General features: G+C 56.1%; 13 protein-coding genes. 3 read left to right on the top strand and 10 right to left on the bottom strand.

Going from position 1 to position 19,074, the window contains the following annotated elements:
• Positions 1-12 precede the first annotated feature (12 nt).
• Complete coding sequence (locus OQE62_RS18480; protein WP_265723526.1) at positions 13-3,432, top strand: non-ribosomal peptide synthetase; 3,420 nt, start codon at positions 13-15, stop codon at positions 3,430-3,432.
• 138 nt (positions 3,433-3,570) lie between these two features.
• The gene (locus OQE62_RS18475) at positions 3,571-4,527 is read left to right on the top strand and encodes a hypothetical protein (protein ID WP_265723525.1); all 957 of its coding nucleotides are present in this window, start codon (positions 3,571-3,573) and stop codon (positions 4,525-4,527) included.
• 68 nt (positions 4,528-4,595) lie between these two features.
• On the opposite strand, the gene OQE62_RS18470 is transcribed toward OQE62_RS18475, so the two are convergent.
• The 3 genes from OQE62_RS18470 to OQE62_RS18460 are packed head-to-tail and all read right to left on the bottom strand — an operon-like array spanning position 4,596 to position 7,811.
• Positions 4,596-5,906, bottom strand: coding sequence for an ABC transporter permease (locus OQE62_RS18470; RefSeq protein WP_265723524.1), 1,311 nt, complete (start codon positions 5,904-5,906; stop codon positions 4,596-4,598).
• 13 nt (positions 5,907-5,919) lie between these two features.
• On the bottom strand, positions 5,920-7,080 hold the full coding sequence (locus tag OQE62_RS18465) for an ABC transporter permease (RefSeq protein ID WP_265723523.1): 1,161 nt from the start codon (positions 7,078-7,080) through the stop codon (positions 5,920-5,922).
• A gap of 11 nt (positions 7,081-7,091) precedes the next feature.
• Complete coding sequence (locus tag OQE62_RS18460; protein ID WP_265723522.1) at positions 7,092-7,811, bottom strand: ABC transporter ATP-binding protein; 720 nt, start codon at positions 7,809-7,811, stop codon at positions 7,092-7,094.
• A gap of 829 nt (positions 7,812-8,640) precedes the next feature.
• Between OQE62_RS18460 and OQE62_RS18455 the strand changes: the two genes are divergently transcribed.
• On the top strand, positions 8,641-9,882 hold the full coding sequence (locus tag OQE62_RS18455; protein ID WP_265723521.1) for a tyrosine-type recombinase/integrase: 1,242 nt from the start codon (positions 8,641-8,643) through the stop codon (positions 9,880-9,882).
• A gap of 30 nt (positions 9,883-9,912) precedes the next feature.
• On the opposite strand, the gene OQE62_RS18450 is transcribed toward OQE62_RS18455, so the two are convergent.
• From OQE62_RS18450 to OQE62_RS18420, 7 genes are all read right to left on the bottom strand, one after another.
• Positions 9,913-11,583, bottom strand: a complete 1,671-nt coding sequence (locus tag OQE62_RS18450) for a flavin monoamine oxidase family protein (RefSeq protein ID WP_265723520.1) — start codon at positions 11,581-11,583, stop codon at positions 9,913-9,915.
• A 346-nt stretch (positions 11,584-11,929) separates the two neighbouring features.
• On the bottom strand, positions 11,930-13,273 hold the full coding sequence (locus OQE62_RS18445) for a DcaP family trimeric outer membrane transporter (RefSeq protein WP_265723519.1): 1,344 nt from the start codon (positions 13,271-13,273) through the stop codon (positions 11,930-11,932).
• A 44-nt stretch (positions 13,274-13,317) separates the two neighbouring features.
• Positions 13,318-14,865 carry an amino acid permease gene (locus tag OQE62_RS18440; RefSeq protein WP_265723518.1) on the bottom strand — a complete coding sequence of 516 codons (1,548 nt, stop codon included), beginning with the start codon at positions 14,863-14,865 and terminating at the stop codon, positions 13,318-13,320.
• 37 nt (positions 14,866-14,902) lie between these two features.
• A complete protein-coding gene (glsA, locus tag OQE62_RS18435) occupies positions 14,903-15,853 on the bottom strand; it encodes a glutaminase A (RefSeq protein WP_265723517.1) in 951 nt (316 codons plus the stop codon).
• A gap of 21 nt (positions 15,854-15,874) precedes the next feature.
• The gene (locus OQE62_RS18430; RefSeq protein ID WP_265723516.1) at positions 15,875-17,281 is read right to left on the bottom strand and encodes a glutamate decarboxylase; all 1,407 of its coding nucleotides are present in this window, start codon (positions 17,279-17,281) and stop codon (positions 15,875-15,877) included.
• Between the two features lie 39 nt (positions 17,282-17,320).
• Complete coding sequence (locus OQE62_RS18425) at positions 17,321-18,286, bottom strand: linear amide C-N hydrolase (protein ID WP_265723515.1); 966 nt, start codon at positions 18,284-18,286, stop codon at positions 17,321-17,323.
• Positions 18,287-18,355: 69 nt separating this feature from the next.
• Entirely contained in the window at positions 18,356-18,829 is a 474-nt protein-coding gene (locus OQE62_RS18420; RefSeq protein WP_265723514.1) for a Spy/CpxP family protein refolding chaperone, read from the bottom strand.
• Between the last annotated feature and the right edge of the window lie 245 nt (positions 18,830-19,074).

Below are 19,074 nucleotides of genomic sequence, written 5' to 3'. Positions count from 1 at the left end.
ACGGTGGCTGGTTTGGGGCGCCACTACGTGCGGTTGCTGGAAGCGATGGTGGCCGAACCAAGTCGGGCGCTAGGCGAACTGGAAATGCTGAATGCGCAGGAGCGCACAACGGAGCTGACGGCTTGGAACCCGACGCCAGAGGCGGAAATGGAGACGACGATCCATGGGCTGTTCGAGACGCAGGCGGCACTGTGTCCGGATGTGATCGCAGTGGTGGATGAGAGACAAACGCTAAGCTACGGCGGGGTGGAATCCCGTGCGAACCAGTTGGCGCACCTGCTGCTGGAGCTTGGGGTGGTCGCGGAATCGCGGGTGGCACTGTGCCTGCCGAGGTCGTCGGACTGGCTAGTATCGCTGCTGGGAGTGATGAAGGCGGGGGCGGTGTACGTGCCGCTGGACCCGTCGCACCCGGATACGCGATTGGCATACCAGGTGGAAGACAGTGGGGCGGTGCTGGTAGTGGCGGCTTCGAACGATCGCGAACGGTTCGCACAATCCCAGGCGGTGCTGTGTCTGGACACGGAAGTCCGGCGAGTGGCGTCGCAGCCGACGGAGTCGCCCGGGGTCGTAGTGGATCCCGAGCAGTTGGGCTATGTGATCTACACCTCGGGCTCCACGGGCAGGCCCAAGGGAGTGGGGGTACCACACCGCGGGGCGGTGAACCTGCATGAGTGGTTGCGCGGTTTGCTGACGGAGCACCCACGCCCGCGCTGGGGTTGGAATGCGAACTATGCATTCGACGCCTCGTTGCAGGCGATTGTAAGCCTGGGGGCGGGAGCGACGTTGTGCGTGCTACCGGAGTCGGTGCGGGCGGACCCACAGCAACTGGAGCTGTTGCTGGCGGATCTGAGGGTGACAATTTGGGATGCGACGCCAGCGCAGATGGAGATGTTGCTGCGGTTGGATCCGGGACCGCTGCCGAGCGTCCTGGTGGGTGGCGAGGCGATTTCTCCGTCGCTGTGGGAGATGCTGGGTACACACTACGCCGGCCGTTCGGCGAAGGCATTCAATGTATACGGACCGACGGAGTGCTCGGTGGACTCGACGGTCTGCGAGATCGTTGCCGGGACACAGCCGAGCCTGGGCCGCCCGGTAAGGAATATTCGTGCACATGTACTGGACACCCGGGGGGCAACACTAGTGCCACCGGGTGGGATAGGCGAGCTGTACATCGGCGGTTCAGGGGTGGTGCGAGGTTATCTCGGGCGGTCGGAACTGACAGCGGAACGGTTCGTACCGGACCCGTTTTCGAGTGTGCCGGGGAGCCGCTTGTATCGGACGGGGGATCGGGTGAGGCGTCGGCTGGACGGAGGCCTGGAGTTCCTGGGCCGTCTGGACGAGCAGGTGAAGCTGCGCGGCTACCGGATCGAATTGGGAGAGGTCGAGTCGCGCTTGCGCGAGCAGGCCGGGGTGGGGCAGGCGCTGGCTCTGGTGCGCGAAGACCAACCGGGCGACCAGCGACTGGTGGCCTATGTGTTGTCCGAGGACGGCGCATCGCTGGATAGCGAGTGGCTAGCGTCGGCGCTGTCGCGGCAACTGCCCGGGTACATGGTGCCGTCGGCGATAGTGACGTTGGCAGAGTTTCCGCTGACAGCGAACGGAAAGATCGACCGCAAGGCGCTACCAGTGCCGGAGCGGCCCGAATTGGGCCAGGTGAGCGGGGGGAGCCCAGAGACAACAGAGGAGCAGTTGCTGGCAGAAATCTGGGAGGAGCTCCTCGACGTGTCGCCTGTGGGCAGGCACGACAGCTTCTTCACTTTGGGGGGCCACTCGCTGCTGGCGATCAAATTGCTCGCCCGGATCGAACAGGTTTTCAACATCCGCCTGGCGCCGGTTCAGATCTTCCTGAAGCCGACGATCGCCGGCATCGCTTCACTTTTGAATCCCGAGAAGGAGCCCAGCCCCTACGAATCGATAGTTCTCCGCCGTGGCCAAGCAGATGCAGCCATACTCGTTTGTATTCCCGGGCTGGGGGGCAACGCCAGTGATTTTGCCGAGTTGGCGCCTGTGCTGGACTGGGAAGGGGATGTGATCGCAATACAGCCCTACGATCTACAGCCGGGAGAGATCCTTCCCGATTCCATCGAGGCAATGGCCGAGCAATACTTGAGAGTTGTCGGCTTGCAGGAGCAGAGGGAAGTTGTTCTCGCCGGTCACTCGATGGGAGGTTTGGTGGCGCTCGAGATGGCCGCGCGCATGAGAGACAAGAAAAAGCCCCTGGCTTGCGTACTGCTGGATACACAAGCACCGCCATTGCCCGATGCGCCCATGCGTCCACTGCCTGACCAAGTGGATGCCTTGCTTCTGTACTACGAGCAGCACGGTGGTCGCGTCGGTAGGCTGGATGCATCGGCCCTCCATCAACTCCCGCCAAAGGAGCGCCTGTTGGCGGTACTCGATGCCCTCGACCAAGGCAGTGACCAGAAGGCAGGGCACGCCGCGCTATCACAGCGGATCATCGATGTGTATACCCGACATTTGCGCGCTGCCGCTTCTTATCGCGGCCCTGTCGACACTGCCCCTATCTCGCCACGGATCGTGCATGTGTCGCCATTTGCACAACAGTGCGAGGCGTCTGCCTGGGCACCGCACTTGGAGACACGCCTGGAACGCTTCCAGGTGGCTGGCGATCACTGGACCATGCTCCATCGTCGCCACGCCCAAGGCCTGGCGGGCGCAATGAGGGCAGCGATTGGCCCCGATGGAAGATGCCGCGACGCGCATGCAGCCATGAAGGCGGCCGCGATCCCCAAGGCTACACCAGAACAGCGTCTAGCTCACGCAGATGCCGACATGGGAGGGCGCTGGCACCGGATGCGTGAAGCATTCGAAGGTATGATTGCTGCGCGCTTCCAACGCGCCGGAGTGCGACGCGTGCTCGATATTGGCGCCGCGAACTCCAATGCGCGGCTTCCGCAGATATCCGGCCTTCGAACGAAGCGAGGCGCATGGATGGCCGAGGCGCTTGGCTTGAAAAAGGCCGCCACTTCTGCACCACGGGATTACGACGCGATAGTTGGTCTGGGCAACGGATACTCGGTGCTTGATCAAAGTGAATTAGCCGACGTCGTATCTCGGGCTTTCGCCTCTCTGCGCCCTCGCGGGATGCTGATTCTAGACCTTCCTGGGCCGGGTGCCATCAATCGGATCAAAGGAGACAGGGTACATATTATGGCATCTGCTAGTGGGTGCCATGCGGTGCTTGAAACTCCAGCCGAGACGGGTTGGACCAGGGTTGCCGCAGAGGTGGTTTCGGGTGGAGAACTGGCGTCAGTGCATGCTGTCGAACTGCATGTGCAGACGCCTGAGGAGATTTCCGCATCGCTCATCGCGCATGGGTTCACCCGTGTAGAGGTTCTGGCCCTGGATGGCAACGCTCCGGCCGAAAGAGACGAAAAGGGACTCCTGCTGATTGCCGAACGCGAATCCTGAGCGGCTTGTGGGCACATACTGTATGGGATACAGTATTGACGCCTTTATCGCCTATCAAACGAAGGCAATCGTGTTCTCGTTCGAAACAGAATGGAACCGGATAAGCCACACTCTAAAGGCTCTTTCGGAGCAATACACATGAGTTTGATCGCACGCTATGTCGCCGCTGTTAAGCGCTATCTTCCGAACGCAGTACGCGAAGACATTGGGCGCGAACTCCATTCCGCGATTTCCGATGAAGTAGATGCGCTGGAAGCGGCGCAAGGGCAACCTCTAAACGATGCGCAAATCGCAGACTTCCTGCGTCGCCGAGGGCATCCAATTGAAATCGCCGCGGCCTTCCGCAACAAGTCACTGATCGGCCCCAAGACATTCTTTATCTATAGCGGAGTTCTCAAAGCTGGCTTGGCGGTGATAATCGCCGCGCTTGTTGCCCGCTTAGTTTTCGAAGGTAATGTACGGCTGGTTGGATTGCTGTACGACTTCTATTGGTCAGTATTGGGTTTCTTCGGTTGGGCGACTTTCATCTTCTTTCTGCTCGATGTCTGGTTGGAGCGCCGAAATTTCTTCGAGCGCTGGGATCCGTTGCGATTACGCTCGGCGACGATGGACCAGTTTCCAATCGGAACCGGAACCGCCGTGGCGGAAACGGTTTTTGGCATCCTATTGCTAATGTTCGTTGCCGATGGGGCGACGATTAGCGGTCGCTGGCTGAATACCGGACATCCAGTAACAGTGTCGCTTATCGATATACCCTCAATACTGATCCTACTGCACATAGGAATCATCGTGGCGATCGGAATTGCACTTACTGGTTTCGTGGAAAGGCATTGGACGCCGGTCAAATTACTCCCTTTTGCTATCGCTCAGTTGCTTGTTGGCGGCATTCTTGGAACCTGTGCCATCTTGCCTGCAGGCGTTGTAGTCAATGCCGATCCAATGCCGCCAGACCATCTAGCATCGATTCAATACACCGCTCGTTTCATCCTGGCACTATTTGCCATCCGCTGCCTGTCGATTGGCTTAGTATCATTATCGCGACTCAAACGGTTTCTCCACGGGCACGAAGAAACCGTGTCGTCCACGCAAGCTTGAGCCGACGTAAGGAGCTTGTAAGGTACTACATACTGATATCAGCATTTAGCACCTTACACCACGGAGGTTCAGATCGCCCGCAATACGGTGGTGATAGGCAGACGCGCTGCACGCAGGGCAGGGAACAGCCCCCCCACCAGGCCGATGCCCATTGCCCATTTCAGACCATTCCACAGCAATTCCGGCGTTACCTTGAACTGGAACACGACCTGGCTGAAGTTAAAACCGGTCGTGGCGACGCTATAGCCGTTAAACAGCGTCCACGAAATGATGCCGCCCAAAAAACCGCCAAGCAAGGCCAACAACATTGTCTCCAGCATCACCGCCATCACCACAGGAAGGCCGCTAAAACCGACTGCGCGCATTGTCGCTATCTCACGGGCACGGCCGGCCACAGCGGCATGCATCGTATTGAGTGCACCGAACACAGCACCGATAGCCATGATGGTAGCGATTGTTATCCCCAGCACCTTAATCAAGTTGGTCAGATTACTGGATTGTTTGGTGTAGTAGTCGCGCGTGGTCAATACGTCCAGTTGGAGCCTCTGCTCGTTCTCCAGCGCCGCCTCGAGCTGGTCGAAACCGCTATTGCCGTCGATGCGAACCGTCACTGACTGGTAATCACCACGGTTGTATGCCGATGCCAGCGTCGCGGTGTCAGTCCAGAGTTCAGAATCATGGGCGTCGCCTGAAGCAAATACGCCTACCACTTTCCAGTCCTGGTTGCCCAGACGCAAGGAATTGCCAACCTCCAGGTCTTGGTACTGCAATTTCGCATGCTGACCGACCACGATTTCGCGCACACCTGCGTTGAACTTGCGACCTTCGATCAACTCGATGTGCGGCCTGATCAACCAAGCAGCATCACTGACACCTCGAAACTGTACATGGGCATCCTCCCCAGTCCCCGCGGTGGGCAGGGTGATAACCTGTGACAGCTCCGGTGATACCAATGGTTGACCGTCCTTGTCACGGGCAATACCGGCCAAGGTGGAAATCAGTGGTATCTGGTCACGGGTGATAACCGAGTTGGTTTCCATCTGCGAACCGCCTCGTAATACGATGGCCGTATCATTGCTGCCGGTCTGCTTTAGCATGGCCGCGAAACCTTCGCCCATGGACAGCACGGCTACCAGCACGCCCACAACGCCGGCAATTCCAACTACGATCACCAAAGTGGCACCCCAGCGCTGCGGCAGGTTGGTGATGCCGATACGCGTCGCCTCTATTGTCAGGCGGCCGCTGCGGGTGAATAGAAGCCACAGGACAAGTAGCCCCACTACAACTAACACCGCGAACCAGGGCAGCGCGCCCCATATCATCAAACCGATTGCCAGTAGGATCATCAACCCCAGGTTGCCCAGCCAACGTTTTATCATTTTGTAGCTCCTATCAGCGGCCAGCCAGCGCGTCGACGATGTTCAGCCGCTTCGCCCGCATGGCGGGTGACGCGCCGGTAATTAGGCCGATACCGGTCATTAGGGCCAAGCCCAAAGCCCAGGTTTGTGTGGGAATGGAAGACAGAGCGACGATGCCACCGCTTGCGCTGCTGAATGCTGGAATGATCATGTTGGCGATCAACATCCCCAGCACACCGCCGAGCAAGATCAGCAACACAGATTCCGCCAACACCAGCACGAGCACCGCACGATTGGTGAAGCCGAGCGTTTTCAGTACGGCCAGTTCCGGAATACGCTCACGAACCGTCTGCGCCATTGTGTTACCAGTTAGCAACAGCAGCGTGAAAAACACCGCACTCATGATCCCAGTGACGATCAACCCGACGTCCGCAAACTGCTTGGCAAAAGACTGATTGAAAGCCTGTTCGGTTTGAGTCTTGGTTTCGTGCGAGGAATTCTGCGAGAGTGCGTCGATTGCTTGGGCAACACCTGTGGCCTGCTCCATACTGTCAAGCTTGACTATGTACCACCCCACTTGGCCATTGACATATAGGTTGGCTTCGTCGAAGTGCTTCCAATGGAATATCAGCTGGTTCTCTTCACCCTTGCGCTTGCTGTCTTCCAGCCTGAAGGTACCACGCAACACTAGTGGCCAGTTATTGCTGCCGTCCCTCTGCGGGAAGATTGTTGCTTGGAGTGGGATTGTATCGCCAATCTTCCAGCCAAATTTGTTGGCTAGACTTTCCCCAACGATGGCGCCGGTGCGATCAGCATTCCACGCCTTCACCTGCGCAGGGTCGATCACGTATTCCGGGTACATATCCAGGTAGCCTGGGCCAACCGAGAAGTTCGGGAAGAAATTTTTCTGGTCCTGATAAATACCGCCGAACCAGGCGGCATATACGGTCTCTTGCACTCCCGGGGTGGATTCGATACGGGAGAGCAGACTGTATGGCAGCATCTGCGTGATCGAGAGCTTCGAGCTCACTACGAGACGATTGGTGTTGGTTTCACTACCGCCGGAATTGAATGCCACACGTACCGAGTCTAGCAGGCCGAACAACAGGAATGCCGCAAGAACAGACATCAGGGTCAGCACGGTCCGCGTCTTGCTGCGTAGTAGAGCTGCCCATATCAGCGTCAAATATTTCATGTTGTCCTCCGTTAGTACGAGGCAACAGGCGCATCAACTTTCTCGCCCTTATCCAGGTGAGCCATTAGCTCGCCCTTATCCAGATGAAGGGTGCGATTGGCGTACTCGGCTGCCTTTGGATCGTGCGTGACCATAATGATAGTCTTGCCATGTTCGCGGTTGAGTATTTGCAGTAGATCGAGGATCTCCTCGGCCGAATGACGGTCGAGATCGCCAGTGGGCTCATCGCAAATCAGGAGAGTTGGATCGGAGACAATAGCACGGGCGATCGCCACGCGTTGTTGCTGGCCACCAGAAAGCTCATTGGGTCTATGCGACTTGCGATCAGCCAAACCCACCAGTTGTAACGTAACTTCAACATTGCGCTTGCGCTGCGAGGAGCGCAGCTTTGTTAGCAGCAGCGGCAGTTCGACGTTCTTTTGCGCAGTCAAAGTGGGCATCAGATTGTAGAACTGGAACACGAAGCCGACGTGGCCGTTGCGCCAATTCGCCAACTGGCCATCTTTCAATTGATCGATGCGCTGGCCGTCGACCTCGACCTCGCCGCCGCCCGGCGCATCCAGGCCGCCGATCAGGTTTAGCAAAGTAGTCTTACCGGAACCGGACGGCCCCATAACTGCAACAAAATCACCTCTCGAAATATCCAGGTCGATACCGCGTAGTACCTGTATTTTTTCGGGGCCGCGATGATAGGTTTTGGTGAGCTGGCGAATAGTAACGAGGGATGACATAGCAGGCCTCTTTATGATGGTCGTTCGGGCCGGATTATCCGGTAAAAAATTGTACTGGACATTCCGGGGGTAAAGACTGCCCCTTCAAAATTGCGACTCAGTGAAGACCCAATCGTGCCTCTGAGTCTTAACCGGCTGCCTGATCAGGGATCGCCCGAGGAGAAATTGTGCAGCTAGTTGAACAATTGTGCTCGTCACTGATCACGCCAAATTGTGAAACATCAAGATCGGATTGTCTAGTAGTTGCCTTTGTTTGTAGTTGGTACGCTCAATTAGATTTTCATTGGAACCCCGGTCTAGAGTGTTTGACTGTTTTTGAGTGAACTGATTGGCAAACACTGCCTAACTTGTTGTTTCTATTGTATTTTCATCTTTAGAATCTTCATTACAATTTCAATGCACGTATTTGCGCGGGGCTGACTGACCACTACATAGCCTTGTGCAGTCGGTCCATGGGCGTGTCTTTAATCAGAAATATCCACAACAGGAAACGTTCGGTTTCATTGCGAAAGCGTGTAAAGGTATGCTCGGACTTATTGCGACCCGTATAGCTAAGGAATTCCCGGCCCCAGAGCCAGTGGGACATCCACCAGGATTCGCCGGATTCCAGGAGGTCCCAGAGGTCTGGATAGTCGTGGAAGCTAAAGTCTTTGAGCTCGGTATAGGTCGGATACAGCGGAATGGGCCTAGGGGTAGCCATAAGCCTGAAGTCCGGATTTTCGGTTGGAATCCCAAATAGGCCATGTCGAATACTAAACAGTATTCGACAATATATGTCCGGACCTATAGAATGGCGTTTCAACTGAAAACCCGAATTTCAGGTTTGCCTATGGCTACCCCCAAACCCGTTCCCCTGTACCCGACCTACGCCGGGCTCAGGGCCCTGGACTTCAATGACTATCCCGAACTCAAGGCGTTCCTGGAATCCGGCGAATCCTGGTGGATGTCCCACTGGCTCTGGGGCCGGGAATTCCTTAGCTATACGGGTCGCAATAAGTCCGAGCATACCTTTACACGCTTTCGCAATGAAACCGAACGCTTCCTGTTGTGGGTGTTCCTGATCAAGGGCGTGCCTATGGAGCGGCTGCGCAAAGCCGATATTCTCGAGTATGCGGATTTCTGCTGGCAACCGCCGGTCTCCTGGATCTGCCTGACCAACCACGAAAAGTTCCTGTTGAACAACGGCTGTTATATCCAGAACAAGGAGTGGGCGCCGTACAGGCTCAAGTTGCCGAAAAACACCGGCAGGGATTCGGAGGCAGACAAGAAAAAATACCGGCCGTCACAACAGACCCTGACGGCCACCTTCACGTCGATCATTGCTTTCTACAAGTACCTGATGAACGAGGAATACCTGTACGGCAACCCGGCACAGATCGCCAAGGCTGACTGTCGCCACTTTATCCGGGATTCTCAGGTCAAGGAGATTCGGCGACTGACGGGGGAACAGTGGCAATATGTCTTCGATGTGGCGCTGGAGATGGCCGATCAGGACCCGCTTTACGAACGCAGCCTGTTTATCATCTGTGCGCTCAAAACACTGTTTCTGCGTATCTCAGAGCTGTCTGAGCGAGAAAAGTGGTCCCCCGTAATGAGCCATTTCTGGCAGGATTCAGAGGGAAACTGGTGGCTCAAGGTCTTCGGCAAAGGCAGGAAACTGAGGGATGTCACGGTTCCGGGCAGCTTTATTCACTACCTCAAGCGTTACCGGGCCTACCGGGGTCTGACTCCCCTGCCCTCTGTGGGAGAAACCCAACCCATCGTCGAGAAAATCCGCGGCCAGGGTGGCATGACATCGCGCCAGCTTGCTCGTATCGTCCAGCAGGTTTTTGACCGGGCCTATGATGCAATGCGCCTGGCCGAGGGCGAGGATAAGGCACGCAAGCTGAGGGAGGCTTCCACACATTGGCTGAGACACACCGGTGCCAGTATGGAAGTTGAACGCGACCGTGCGCTCAAGGATCTATCCGAAGATCTGGGGCATTCGAGTATGGCTACTACCGACACCGTGTATGTACAAACCGAAAACCGGGTGCGCGCACAAAGTGGCAAAGACCGCGGAGTTAAGTGAAGCCACTTTCCGGGGTTTCATGGTGAACCGTCAGGCCTGATGAATTTCCTTTGCGACTCGCTCACCGGTACTGACCGCTGCGTCCATATAGCCGAACACTTCCACCTCCGTGTGTTCACCACAGAAATGTATATTGCCCTCCTGCAGCGGCTGCGCCCCCCACCACTCGGTAAAGTCACCGAAAGTGGGCGTGGAGTAGGAACCTTTTGACCAAGGGTTGACAACCCACTTGGACAGCATGGCGGTGCCGTTGAAAGCGGCATTCACACCCGGATAGTAGTTCTCCACTGTAGAGAGAAAGTGATTGATATCGCCCTGGCCCGGTGCGGAGAAGGGCCTGTCACCTCCGATTTGTCGACCGTAGTCCGCACCAACGAAGCCCGTCAACACACCATCGGTCCTGCCGTTGACGGCAGTGGAATCCCAGGTTTCGAAGAGCCCGGGGCGCCCCACATAACTGAGGCCACTTCCGGTAAACAGTTCGCCGTTCACCATCTGGGGTTGAATCCAGGGACGCGAATCGAAATGCAATGCCAGCTTGCCGTTGGAGCCATAGGACATGCGCTCGATGGCCAAACGCTTCTCTGGTCGAAAAGCACTGTACAGCACCGGATCAATATCCACTTCCCGCAGCAGGCTGAACGGCAAAGCTAACACCAAGTGATCGCAGGTCCGTACACCGCCGTCCTCGAAAGTCAGCGTGTAGGGGCCATCGATGCGGCCACCGATGGCGACCAGTTTCCGTCCGGTTTCAATAGTATCCTGTGGCAATTCCTCCACCATACGACTCACCAGCAAGTCATTGCCACCTACAATGTGGAAGCGCTCATCGGTGCCGGATAATGGCAGCGCGCTATTGATCGGATTCCAGGCCAGCAGGTAGACCAGGTTCAAGGCTGTCATCTCTTCCGGTCGCACACCGTATTCCACAACCACATCGGCCTGAAATAGCTGCCCCATATTGGAGTTTGCCCCTATGCCAACCTGGTCCAGCCATGTGTTCACATCCGTGTAATCCAGATCACGGTGCAGAGCATTGTGATTGTAATAAGTAGGCACCCAGGGAGCATGCTGTTCGGTGCGTTTGAAGATTTTGTAAACATTGCGCCACTCCTCATTAAGCTGGTGTTCAGTGTAGTACTGACCGTTGACCCAGTAGAGTTCGTGCCCGTCGGGCACGGCATTGCCGTTCACATCCTCGATGTCCAGCCCCAGTTTACGGGCCAGGTTGCGCACATGGGTATGCTCTGTGGAGATCATCTCGCCGCCGCGCTCGATATTGAGATCGGGAAAGATGTTGCGATTGGTGTTCACACGGCCGCCGAGGCGCGTATTACCTTCGTAGATAGTACTGGCAATTTGGTACTGCTGCAGTCGATGGGCACAGCGCAGGCCGGCCAGGCCTCCGCCTATAATGGCCACGCGACCGGGGTCTCTGCCGCGGTGGAGAGTCGCCGTCGCGGCCGGGCTGTAGGCATCGATAGAAGCCGTCGCACCCAGTGCCGCTGCGCCGAGCCCCAGTTGCTTCAGGAACTGGCGGCGACTCTCAGGGTCGGCGTTCCGGCCACCGTGTCGAACGCCCTGATTGATGATGTCGAGACTTTCATCTGCGGGGATACCGGTCTTATCCGAAAGTGCCTGTGCGGCACGCATACGACGCAGAAGATTCGCCAGGGGGGATCGGGATTTACGGCTTCTCATCGTGGTATTCCCTTGAACTCATATAGAGTTTAAGCCCGCACACTGGAGCACCAGCATGTTACTAGCATCTGGACTCAATACTCTCTGGGAAAAATCGGTATCTGCATTAAAAAATCAATAGCGTTGCTGTGCCCTGAGTACAGGCACCGCTTGTAAAACAGGAATCAGCTGATATTCCAATGCGCCCTGGTCAAAGAGTATATCAGCTTTATATCCGTTTTTATAAACAGGCGTCTAACTATCTGAATGCATGCTGAGCAGTAAGCATTTTTGTCATCAATTAAATTTTCTAGATATAGTGCTGCCGAGCAGCTTCCCGGGAAGATGCATGAACAGCGGATCGGTACTACGGAATAAACCGATACTTTACACTGACCTGGATACGCCCGGTTTCCCCGCTCGCTCCTGCCTGGCTTTCCTTGTATCCATAGAGAGCCTCAATGCCGGCGGAAATTGTTGTAGATGGAGTCCATAGTAGATTGACGACAGTGTATCGGGTTTCGCGTGGATAATCGCAAAGCTGGTCCGGAGTGTTGGTGGGATTGCCCGGACAGATACGGGGTTGTACATTCTCCAGGGAGGCCATGGATAGCACGACATTGCTGTTCCAGGCGGTGTCCCAGTGGTGGGTGTAAGCCAGGTAGCCACCATCGGCATCCAGTCTGTGCAGGTCCCCTTCCCTATCCACGAGAGCATCGACACCGATTCCGCCGAAGTCATTGACATAACGCGAGATCCCGCTGCCCGAGTACAGAGAAAACTGGAAGCTGTCCCGGGCGGTTACGTTGACGACTCCGCTGACCTGTGCTCCGGCGGCCCCGGTGGTATCGTCTCGAGAGCCAACCTCGACCATCAGTGTACGGAGGACTCCGCCCAGCTGAACATGCCCCCAGTGCCGGGACAACCTGGCTGTGGCCACTACATCGGGGACTCTGCTTGCCGGCTCGAACTCGATACCGCGGTCCTCTTCAAACTCCAATGCTTCCAAATCGGGGCTTATCTGTGTTTCCGGCTGTTCCGCTGAGAGAGTCAGGGCCAGATTCCGTGAAGGAGTCCAGTGATGCCGAAAAGACGTGGTGCGGGTAAAAATGGATCCACTGGGACCCTCGGCATCGAGTGTGTTCGGCAACGCATCAACGTCGCTAAAGGCGGACGGCGCATAGCCCGCAAAACAGTTGCCCAGTTGCCCGTAGGCAGATGTCAGGCGATATTCGTAGCCCGATTCAGTGCCAAAAAAATCATTTTCGAGATAGAGCTTCAGCTCTCCTCGCTCCGTGGAATTACGGATTTCCAGGCTCAGGCGTGTCTGCTTCGCGTGGATTGTGAAGTTGTTCCCGCTGTGCAAAGATTTGGAAGCAGTCGGGATGGAAGAGGTTACCAGCTCATCGGGGTTGCCGGCAGGTCTCAGGTCGTATATGGCATCCACTTTGACAAACCCCTCCAGTCTCAGGGCCGCGTCGCTTCCCGGAACCGGGAAAAATCCTCGCAGCTCCTTGTCTCCATGGGGTGGCACATTGTGCGGACGGCCGGCCGAAACATGAAGCTCGTTAAAACTTCCCCTCGCCTTCAACTCCTTGGGGTAAAGTGGTACAGAGTTTTCCCTGTTGCTGCCGTCATCGGCGTAGCAGCTATTCCCACTGAATAGAAGTGTGGCCAGTAATATCAATGGCGTGCATTCCCTTGCCACCATAATTGTTACCTCTGCATACTCCATGTCTTGATATTGAAAGCCTGTCAGCCCGGATATTTCTTCACATTCACACCGCCATGGGAGCGGTCGCGGGGCAGGTCCAGGCGTTCAGTGGGAGACACACGATCGCTCGCATGTCTCTCCTTTTTGTCTTCGGGTGGCAGCCAGGTTGGCCGGCGGAATCTCTCCAGAACAATCGGGGTGAGGCAGAAAACGATTGCACCTCCCGCCACCAGGGCAATGTAAGTTGCAGGGTTGCCCACAGGCAGCTGGGAAGGCGGCACGAAGCACAGGACGAGGGAAAATGCTACGGCCAGGAAACCGATGCCGGCAACAAGCCAGATACCCGTTTTACCTCCGGGCACCTTGAAGGATCTCTGCAGATGCGGTTGGCTGTAACGGAGCCTGATTGCGGCGGCGAACATCAGCAGGTATACAATGATGTAAAGACCGACGGCCATAGCCGATATCAGGAAAAAGACGACCGACACATTCTTGATGAAAAGGTACACACAGGAAAGAACCGTAACCACAATACCCTGAATAAACAGGATGTTCTTCTGTACCCCGGCTTTGTTGGTTTTCTGCATCCAGGGGGGCAGATTACCGTCATGGGCAGTGGCCAGTAGGCCCCGGCTGGGGCCGGTTATCCACGCCAGTACCCCACCGAGCGCTCCGTAACAGATCAGCAGGCAGAGAGCCGGAAGCAGCCATCCTGGCGCATTGAGAGCCTGGAAGCCCATGGACAGGGCGTCGAAGACGCCGGTCTGTATGTCTATTTTTTCATAGGGAAGAATACCTGCAACCGAGAGTGCTCCGAGCGTGAAAATCGTAAAGGAGGCCAATGCGGCGATCAAGATTACCATCGGGTAGCCACTGCTCGGCTTTTCCAGTTCATTGGCATGTACCGCCTGGGACTCGACACCAGCAAAGTTGAGCAATATCCCGGCCAGGAAAGCGAGGCTTCCAAGCCCGGCCAGATGAGGGAACCAGCGTGGATGGGAGTGACCATCGGTGACTGTGGCTACCGATAAATCGGTTGTCGTTTCCCAGCCGACGGAGTGGCCGGAGTATATCCACCAGATAAATACTCCAAGTAGCACCAGGCCGGGTATCGCAGTGCCCAGGATAAAGCCATACTGGGTTACTTTCGACGCAAACCAGGTGCTCTTCAGGGCCGCCAGTGTGCAAAGCCAGAAAGCGATGGCGGTAAAGGCACCGACATAAATATTGTCGGAGGCAACCCCGGGCTTTCCAATCGCGAAGGCCAGTGCCGCAGCGGCAAAACTCAGGCCCGTCGGGTACCAGACAATGTTCTGAACCCAACTCAGGAATATGGCGATGAAACCGGTTTTCTGCCCGAAGGCTTCTCCAACCCATACGTAGATCCCCCCTTCCCTTTTCCCGAAGGCACTGCCCAGTTCAGCTGCAACCAGGCCTGCGGGAATCAGGAAGAGGAAGGTGGAAAAACCGATATAGAAGAACATTTCCAGTTCTTCCTTGGCCATCATGGGCAGGCCACGCAAACTGGTGATGATGGATGCGGCCGTCATCAACCCGAGGGCGGAAACGGAAATTCTCTTGCTCGTCATGGTCGTACCCGGCGCTGTCGGAGTTTATGGAAAGGTATCAAAAACGTGTCGAAAACAGGTTGTAGTCCAGTGCCGAGGCAACTTTTCCAATCATTTTCTGCCCGCGCACACTATTGCCTGCATCGTCGAGTGGTGGAGAAAAAGCGGCAATCCCCATGATGCCGGGAACCACTGCGAGCACACCACCACCGACGCCACTTTTCCCCGGCAGGCCGACGCTGTATGCCCAGTCTCCAGAACTGGTATAGAGTCCCTCCATCATCATTTCTGCCAGCACTTTCGGCGAGGTCCGGTCTGCGGAGAGAACCTGTTCTCCGGTGAGTGGATTGACGCCTCCACCGGCCAGGGTGGCAGCCATAACGGCCAGATCCCGGGTGTCGACAAGGGTGGAGCACTGGCGGGTATAGATATCACAGGCTTCCATTGGATCGCAGTACAGGGCTTCCGCCGAGTAGAGCAACCAGCTGATTGCCCGGTTGTGGAAATTGGTTGTCTGTTCGGATCCATTGACCTCGCTGGAGAGGACAATATCACCACCGGTAAGTTTGCGCTGCATCAAAAGTATACGCGCCCAGCGCTCCTCGCGATCTGCAGCCTCTACCAGGCTGACGGTGGAGATAGCGCCCGCATTTACGAGTGGAGAAAGCGGCTTTCCGTTGTGTAGCTCCAGAGCCATTACGGAGTTAAACGGCAGGCCAGTGGGGTCGGCACCCACTTTCTTCTGCACGGCGTCGGGACCGACGTCTTCCAGAGCGAGTGCCAGAGTAGCGACCTTGGAGATGGATTCGATGGCAAATCGGTAGTCGGTATCGCCTGCACTGATGATATCGCCATCCAATGTTGCAATCGACAACCCACAAAGATACCGCGGCACTCTGGCGAGAAATGGGATGTAGCTGGCGTTCTCCCCTTCATCCAGATTGATGTAGGTAGCACGAGCGCAGTCAATCACTTCCTGCAGTTGTGCTTTGTCGGGCTTGGAGGGCAATATTCTTTCCTCGGAGATCTGTCAGTCTGGTTTCCTGCCGGTATGACTGAACCCGGGTTGGGCAGCTGATTGACTGACGGGGTGCTCCTTGAAGTGGTCCACTGCGCGCTTGATATCGTCAAACAGTAAGGAGGCCATATCCCGGCTTACACCGTGGCGAATCATGATGCGCTGAATCACACAGTCCTGGCGGTTGGCCGGCAGTGGGTAAGAGGCGATCTGCCAGCCGCGGATTCTCAGCCGGTCCGACAGGTCGTAGAGGTTGAATCCCCAGTTGCCCTTCTTCAGGGTGTAGCTGATCGCAGGCAGGCCATTATGGCCATCGTAGAAAAGTTCGAAAGGTCCCAGTCTGGCGATCTCTTTTCCCAGCCATTGGGCAGTATCGATACAGTACTTCTGAACATTCCTGTAGCCGTCGAACCCGAGCCGGATGAAGTTGTAGTACTGCGCTACTATTTCGCCGCCGGGCCGGCTGAAATTCAGTGCGAAGGTGGGCATATCTCCGCCGAGGTAGTCCACGCGGAACACCAGCTCTTCCGGTAGCTCCTCCACATCGCGCCAGACGACCCACCCGACGCCGAGGGGAGCGAGCCCATACTTGTGGCCAGAGGCATTGATGGATTTGACCCGTTCGACGCGAAAGTCCCACTTCAACTCCGGCTGCACAAACGGCGCGACGAAACCTCCACTGGCAGCATCGACATGAATGGTAATATCCAGCCCTTTTTCGTTATGTAGCCTGTCCAGTGCTTCGGCAATAGCCTCCACTGGCTCATAAACACAGGTAAAGGTGACTCCAAGGGTCGCGACGACACCGATGGTATTCTCATCGGCATACTCCGCGATCTTGTCCGGATTCAGGCAGACCTCGTCGTTGTCCAGGGGGACTTCCCGCAGTTCGACGTCAAAGTAGCGGGCGAACTTATGCCAGCAGACCTGGACCGGCCCGCAGATGAGGTTGGGCCTGCTGATATCCCCACCGCTTTTCTCCCGCCGCTTGCGCCATTGCCACTTTAGCGCCAGCCCACCGAGCATGGCGGCCTCCGACGATCCTGTAGTGGAACAGCCTATGGTGTCCCCGGCATCGGGTGAGTTCCAGAGAGCGGCAATCATATGCACACAGCGTGCCTCAATCTCCGCAGTCTGGGGATATTCGTCCTTGTCGATCATGTTCTTGTCCAGGCAATCGGACATCAACTGATGGACTTCGTCCTCCGCCCAGGTGGTGCAGAATGTCGCCAGGTTCTGCCGAGAGTTCCCGTCCATGAATAGCTCATCGCGAACCAGCTGGTAACTGGCACGGGCAGAAGAACTCGCGTGAGGCATTGTGTAGCGCGGCAGACATTCAGAGGACACATTGCTGGCAAATATATCCGTGTCCACGCCCCGCCCCGGTTGGCGAAGGCTTTTTTTTCGATGAAGAGGCATACTATCAACCGTCGGTGAATGGATAGCAATAACTGGGGGTCAAGCGGACATGAATGTGAAAGGTGGAGTTTCCTTAAACAGGTTTCCCACATCACCAACCAGGCCTTTCTGGGAGAGATCCAGTTTCTGGCATTTTGACAGGTTCATTCTGTCGAGGGAGACCCAGACGATGTCCGGGCTGAATGAAGACTCAAAGGCATAGAGCCGCTTCTTCAGGTCGATCAATGTCCGCCAGATCGTCATGGAGATATGCGGTCTCGCCGGATCAGCGACACCGAATGGCTGGGCAGCGTTGCGCATGACACTGAGCAACGCAGCGTAGGCTCGTTCCGGGGAATCAGCAGTGGGAAGCTTCTCGAGATAATAGCTGGCCCGGACGAAACGGTCTGCGGCTTCTGTAGTGCCGGGCAAGGGCTGCTGCCCTCCAAAGCCCTTGTATTGCGTCAGGTGCGTGAGCTGTTCATCGAACGGTGGAGAGTTGGTCATCACCGTATAGTCTCGGCTGTGGTGCACCTTCATCACACCCCCGATATACTCGATGATAGCCGAGTCTCCCGTTGCGTCGTCGAGTGCCAGGTGGACGGTGGACCAGCGCCCGGAGACCGGATCCGACTGGGGGCACACCTGGAGCGGCTGCTCTTCCATGCTCGCAACGCAATCGGCGACCGTGGAAAACTGATCGAGAAAGTACTGGGCCCACAGGGAGATCGAGAGGCCGGGTTGCGAAGTGTCTCGTTCGCCGTAATCGGATTCGGCGAGCCAAAGAACATGTGCAGCCAGACCCTGCTCATTCAATCCGTCCACCGTGGCCAGGTCATAGGCTGTGGCCACCAGGCTGGCGTACTTCGATTGCCAAGTCAGCGGATTGGGATCTTTCTCGATGCCTTCCCGCTTAGCCCCGGCTGGCAGTATCCAGAGGTTGGTCCCCAGGCTCTGCGCCCAGTCCATATTCCGCCCGGCAATAACTCCCTGGCCGCTATTCAACCATAGCGTTCGAGTACACATAGTTTTCGATTCCTTAGCTGAGCTGTTTTGCCGGGCGAAATTAGCTCTGACTCACCTATTTAATGAGTATTACTCGTCGTCACTGTCGCCGATCTTTTTCTTCCATTCATCGCGATGCTTATCCTTGAATTCTTCAAGCTTGGCCTTCTGCTCCTCATCGAGGACCTCTTTGAACTTCTTCTGATACTTGTGAGCCATTTCCATTCTCTTCACCTGGACTTGCCCCCATTGCGCTCCCAGGTTCCCGAGGGTTGATTGGTCCGCCCCGGACTTCAAGGCCTTCTTGATCTGTTTGTGGAGTTTTTTACTGTCCTCTTTCAGTTGCTTTTTTTCCTTCTTGACAGATTCCCGGTGTTTCTTGAGATCTTCTTTCTGGTCTTTCCTCAACTCCAGCTTTTCTTCCAGAGTCATCCAGAATTTTTCAAACCTCTCGGAATGATCGTGCTTATGATAGTTGACTGCAGCCGCATCGGCTTGTCCGGGAAGAGCGATAAGGGATCCTGACAGGCCCATACAAGCGATAAAAAACTTCCAAGATTTCATGGGTACCTCTACATCATTAATGGCGTGGGTCCAATTATCCTAGTCAGTAGATTTGTGCGCCTCAAGACGCTCGATATACTCTTTCAGAGTAGCGAATCCCTTATCTATTTCCGAGAGTTCGTATGGAGAAGGAGTGGCCAGCAATAGCGGGATCGCCTTTTTTCTCCATCGGACACTACTTTCGTCCCCGGCCTGTACTACCTAGCCCGGATATTTCACCAAACGTGTTAAAGTTAAAGTGAATC

Source organism: Microbulbifer halophilus, assembly GCF_026183675.1.
GTDB classification, from domain to species: Bacteria; Pseudomonadota; Gammaproteobacteria; order Pseudomonadales; family Cellvibrionaceae; genus Microbulbifer; species Microbulbifer halophilus.
This window is presented reverse-complemented; position numbering and strand designations above follow the sequence as displayed.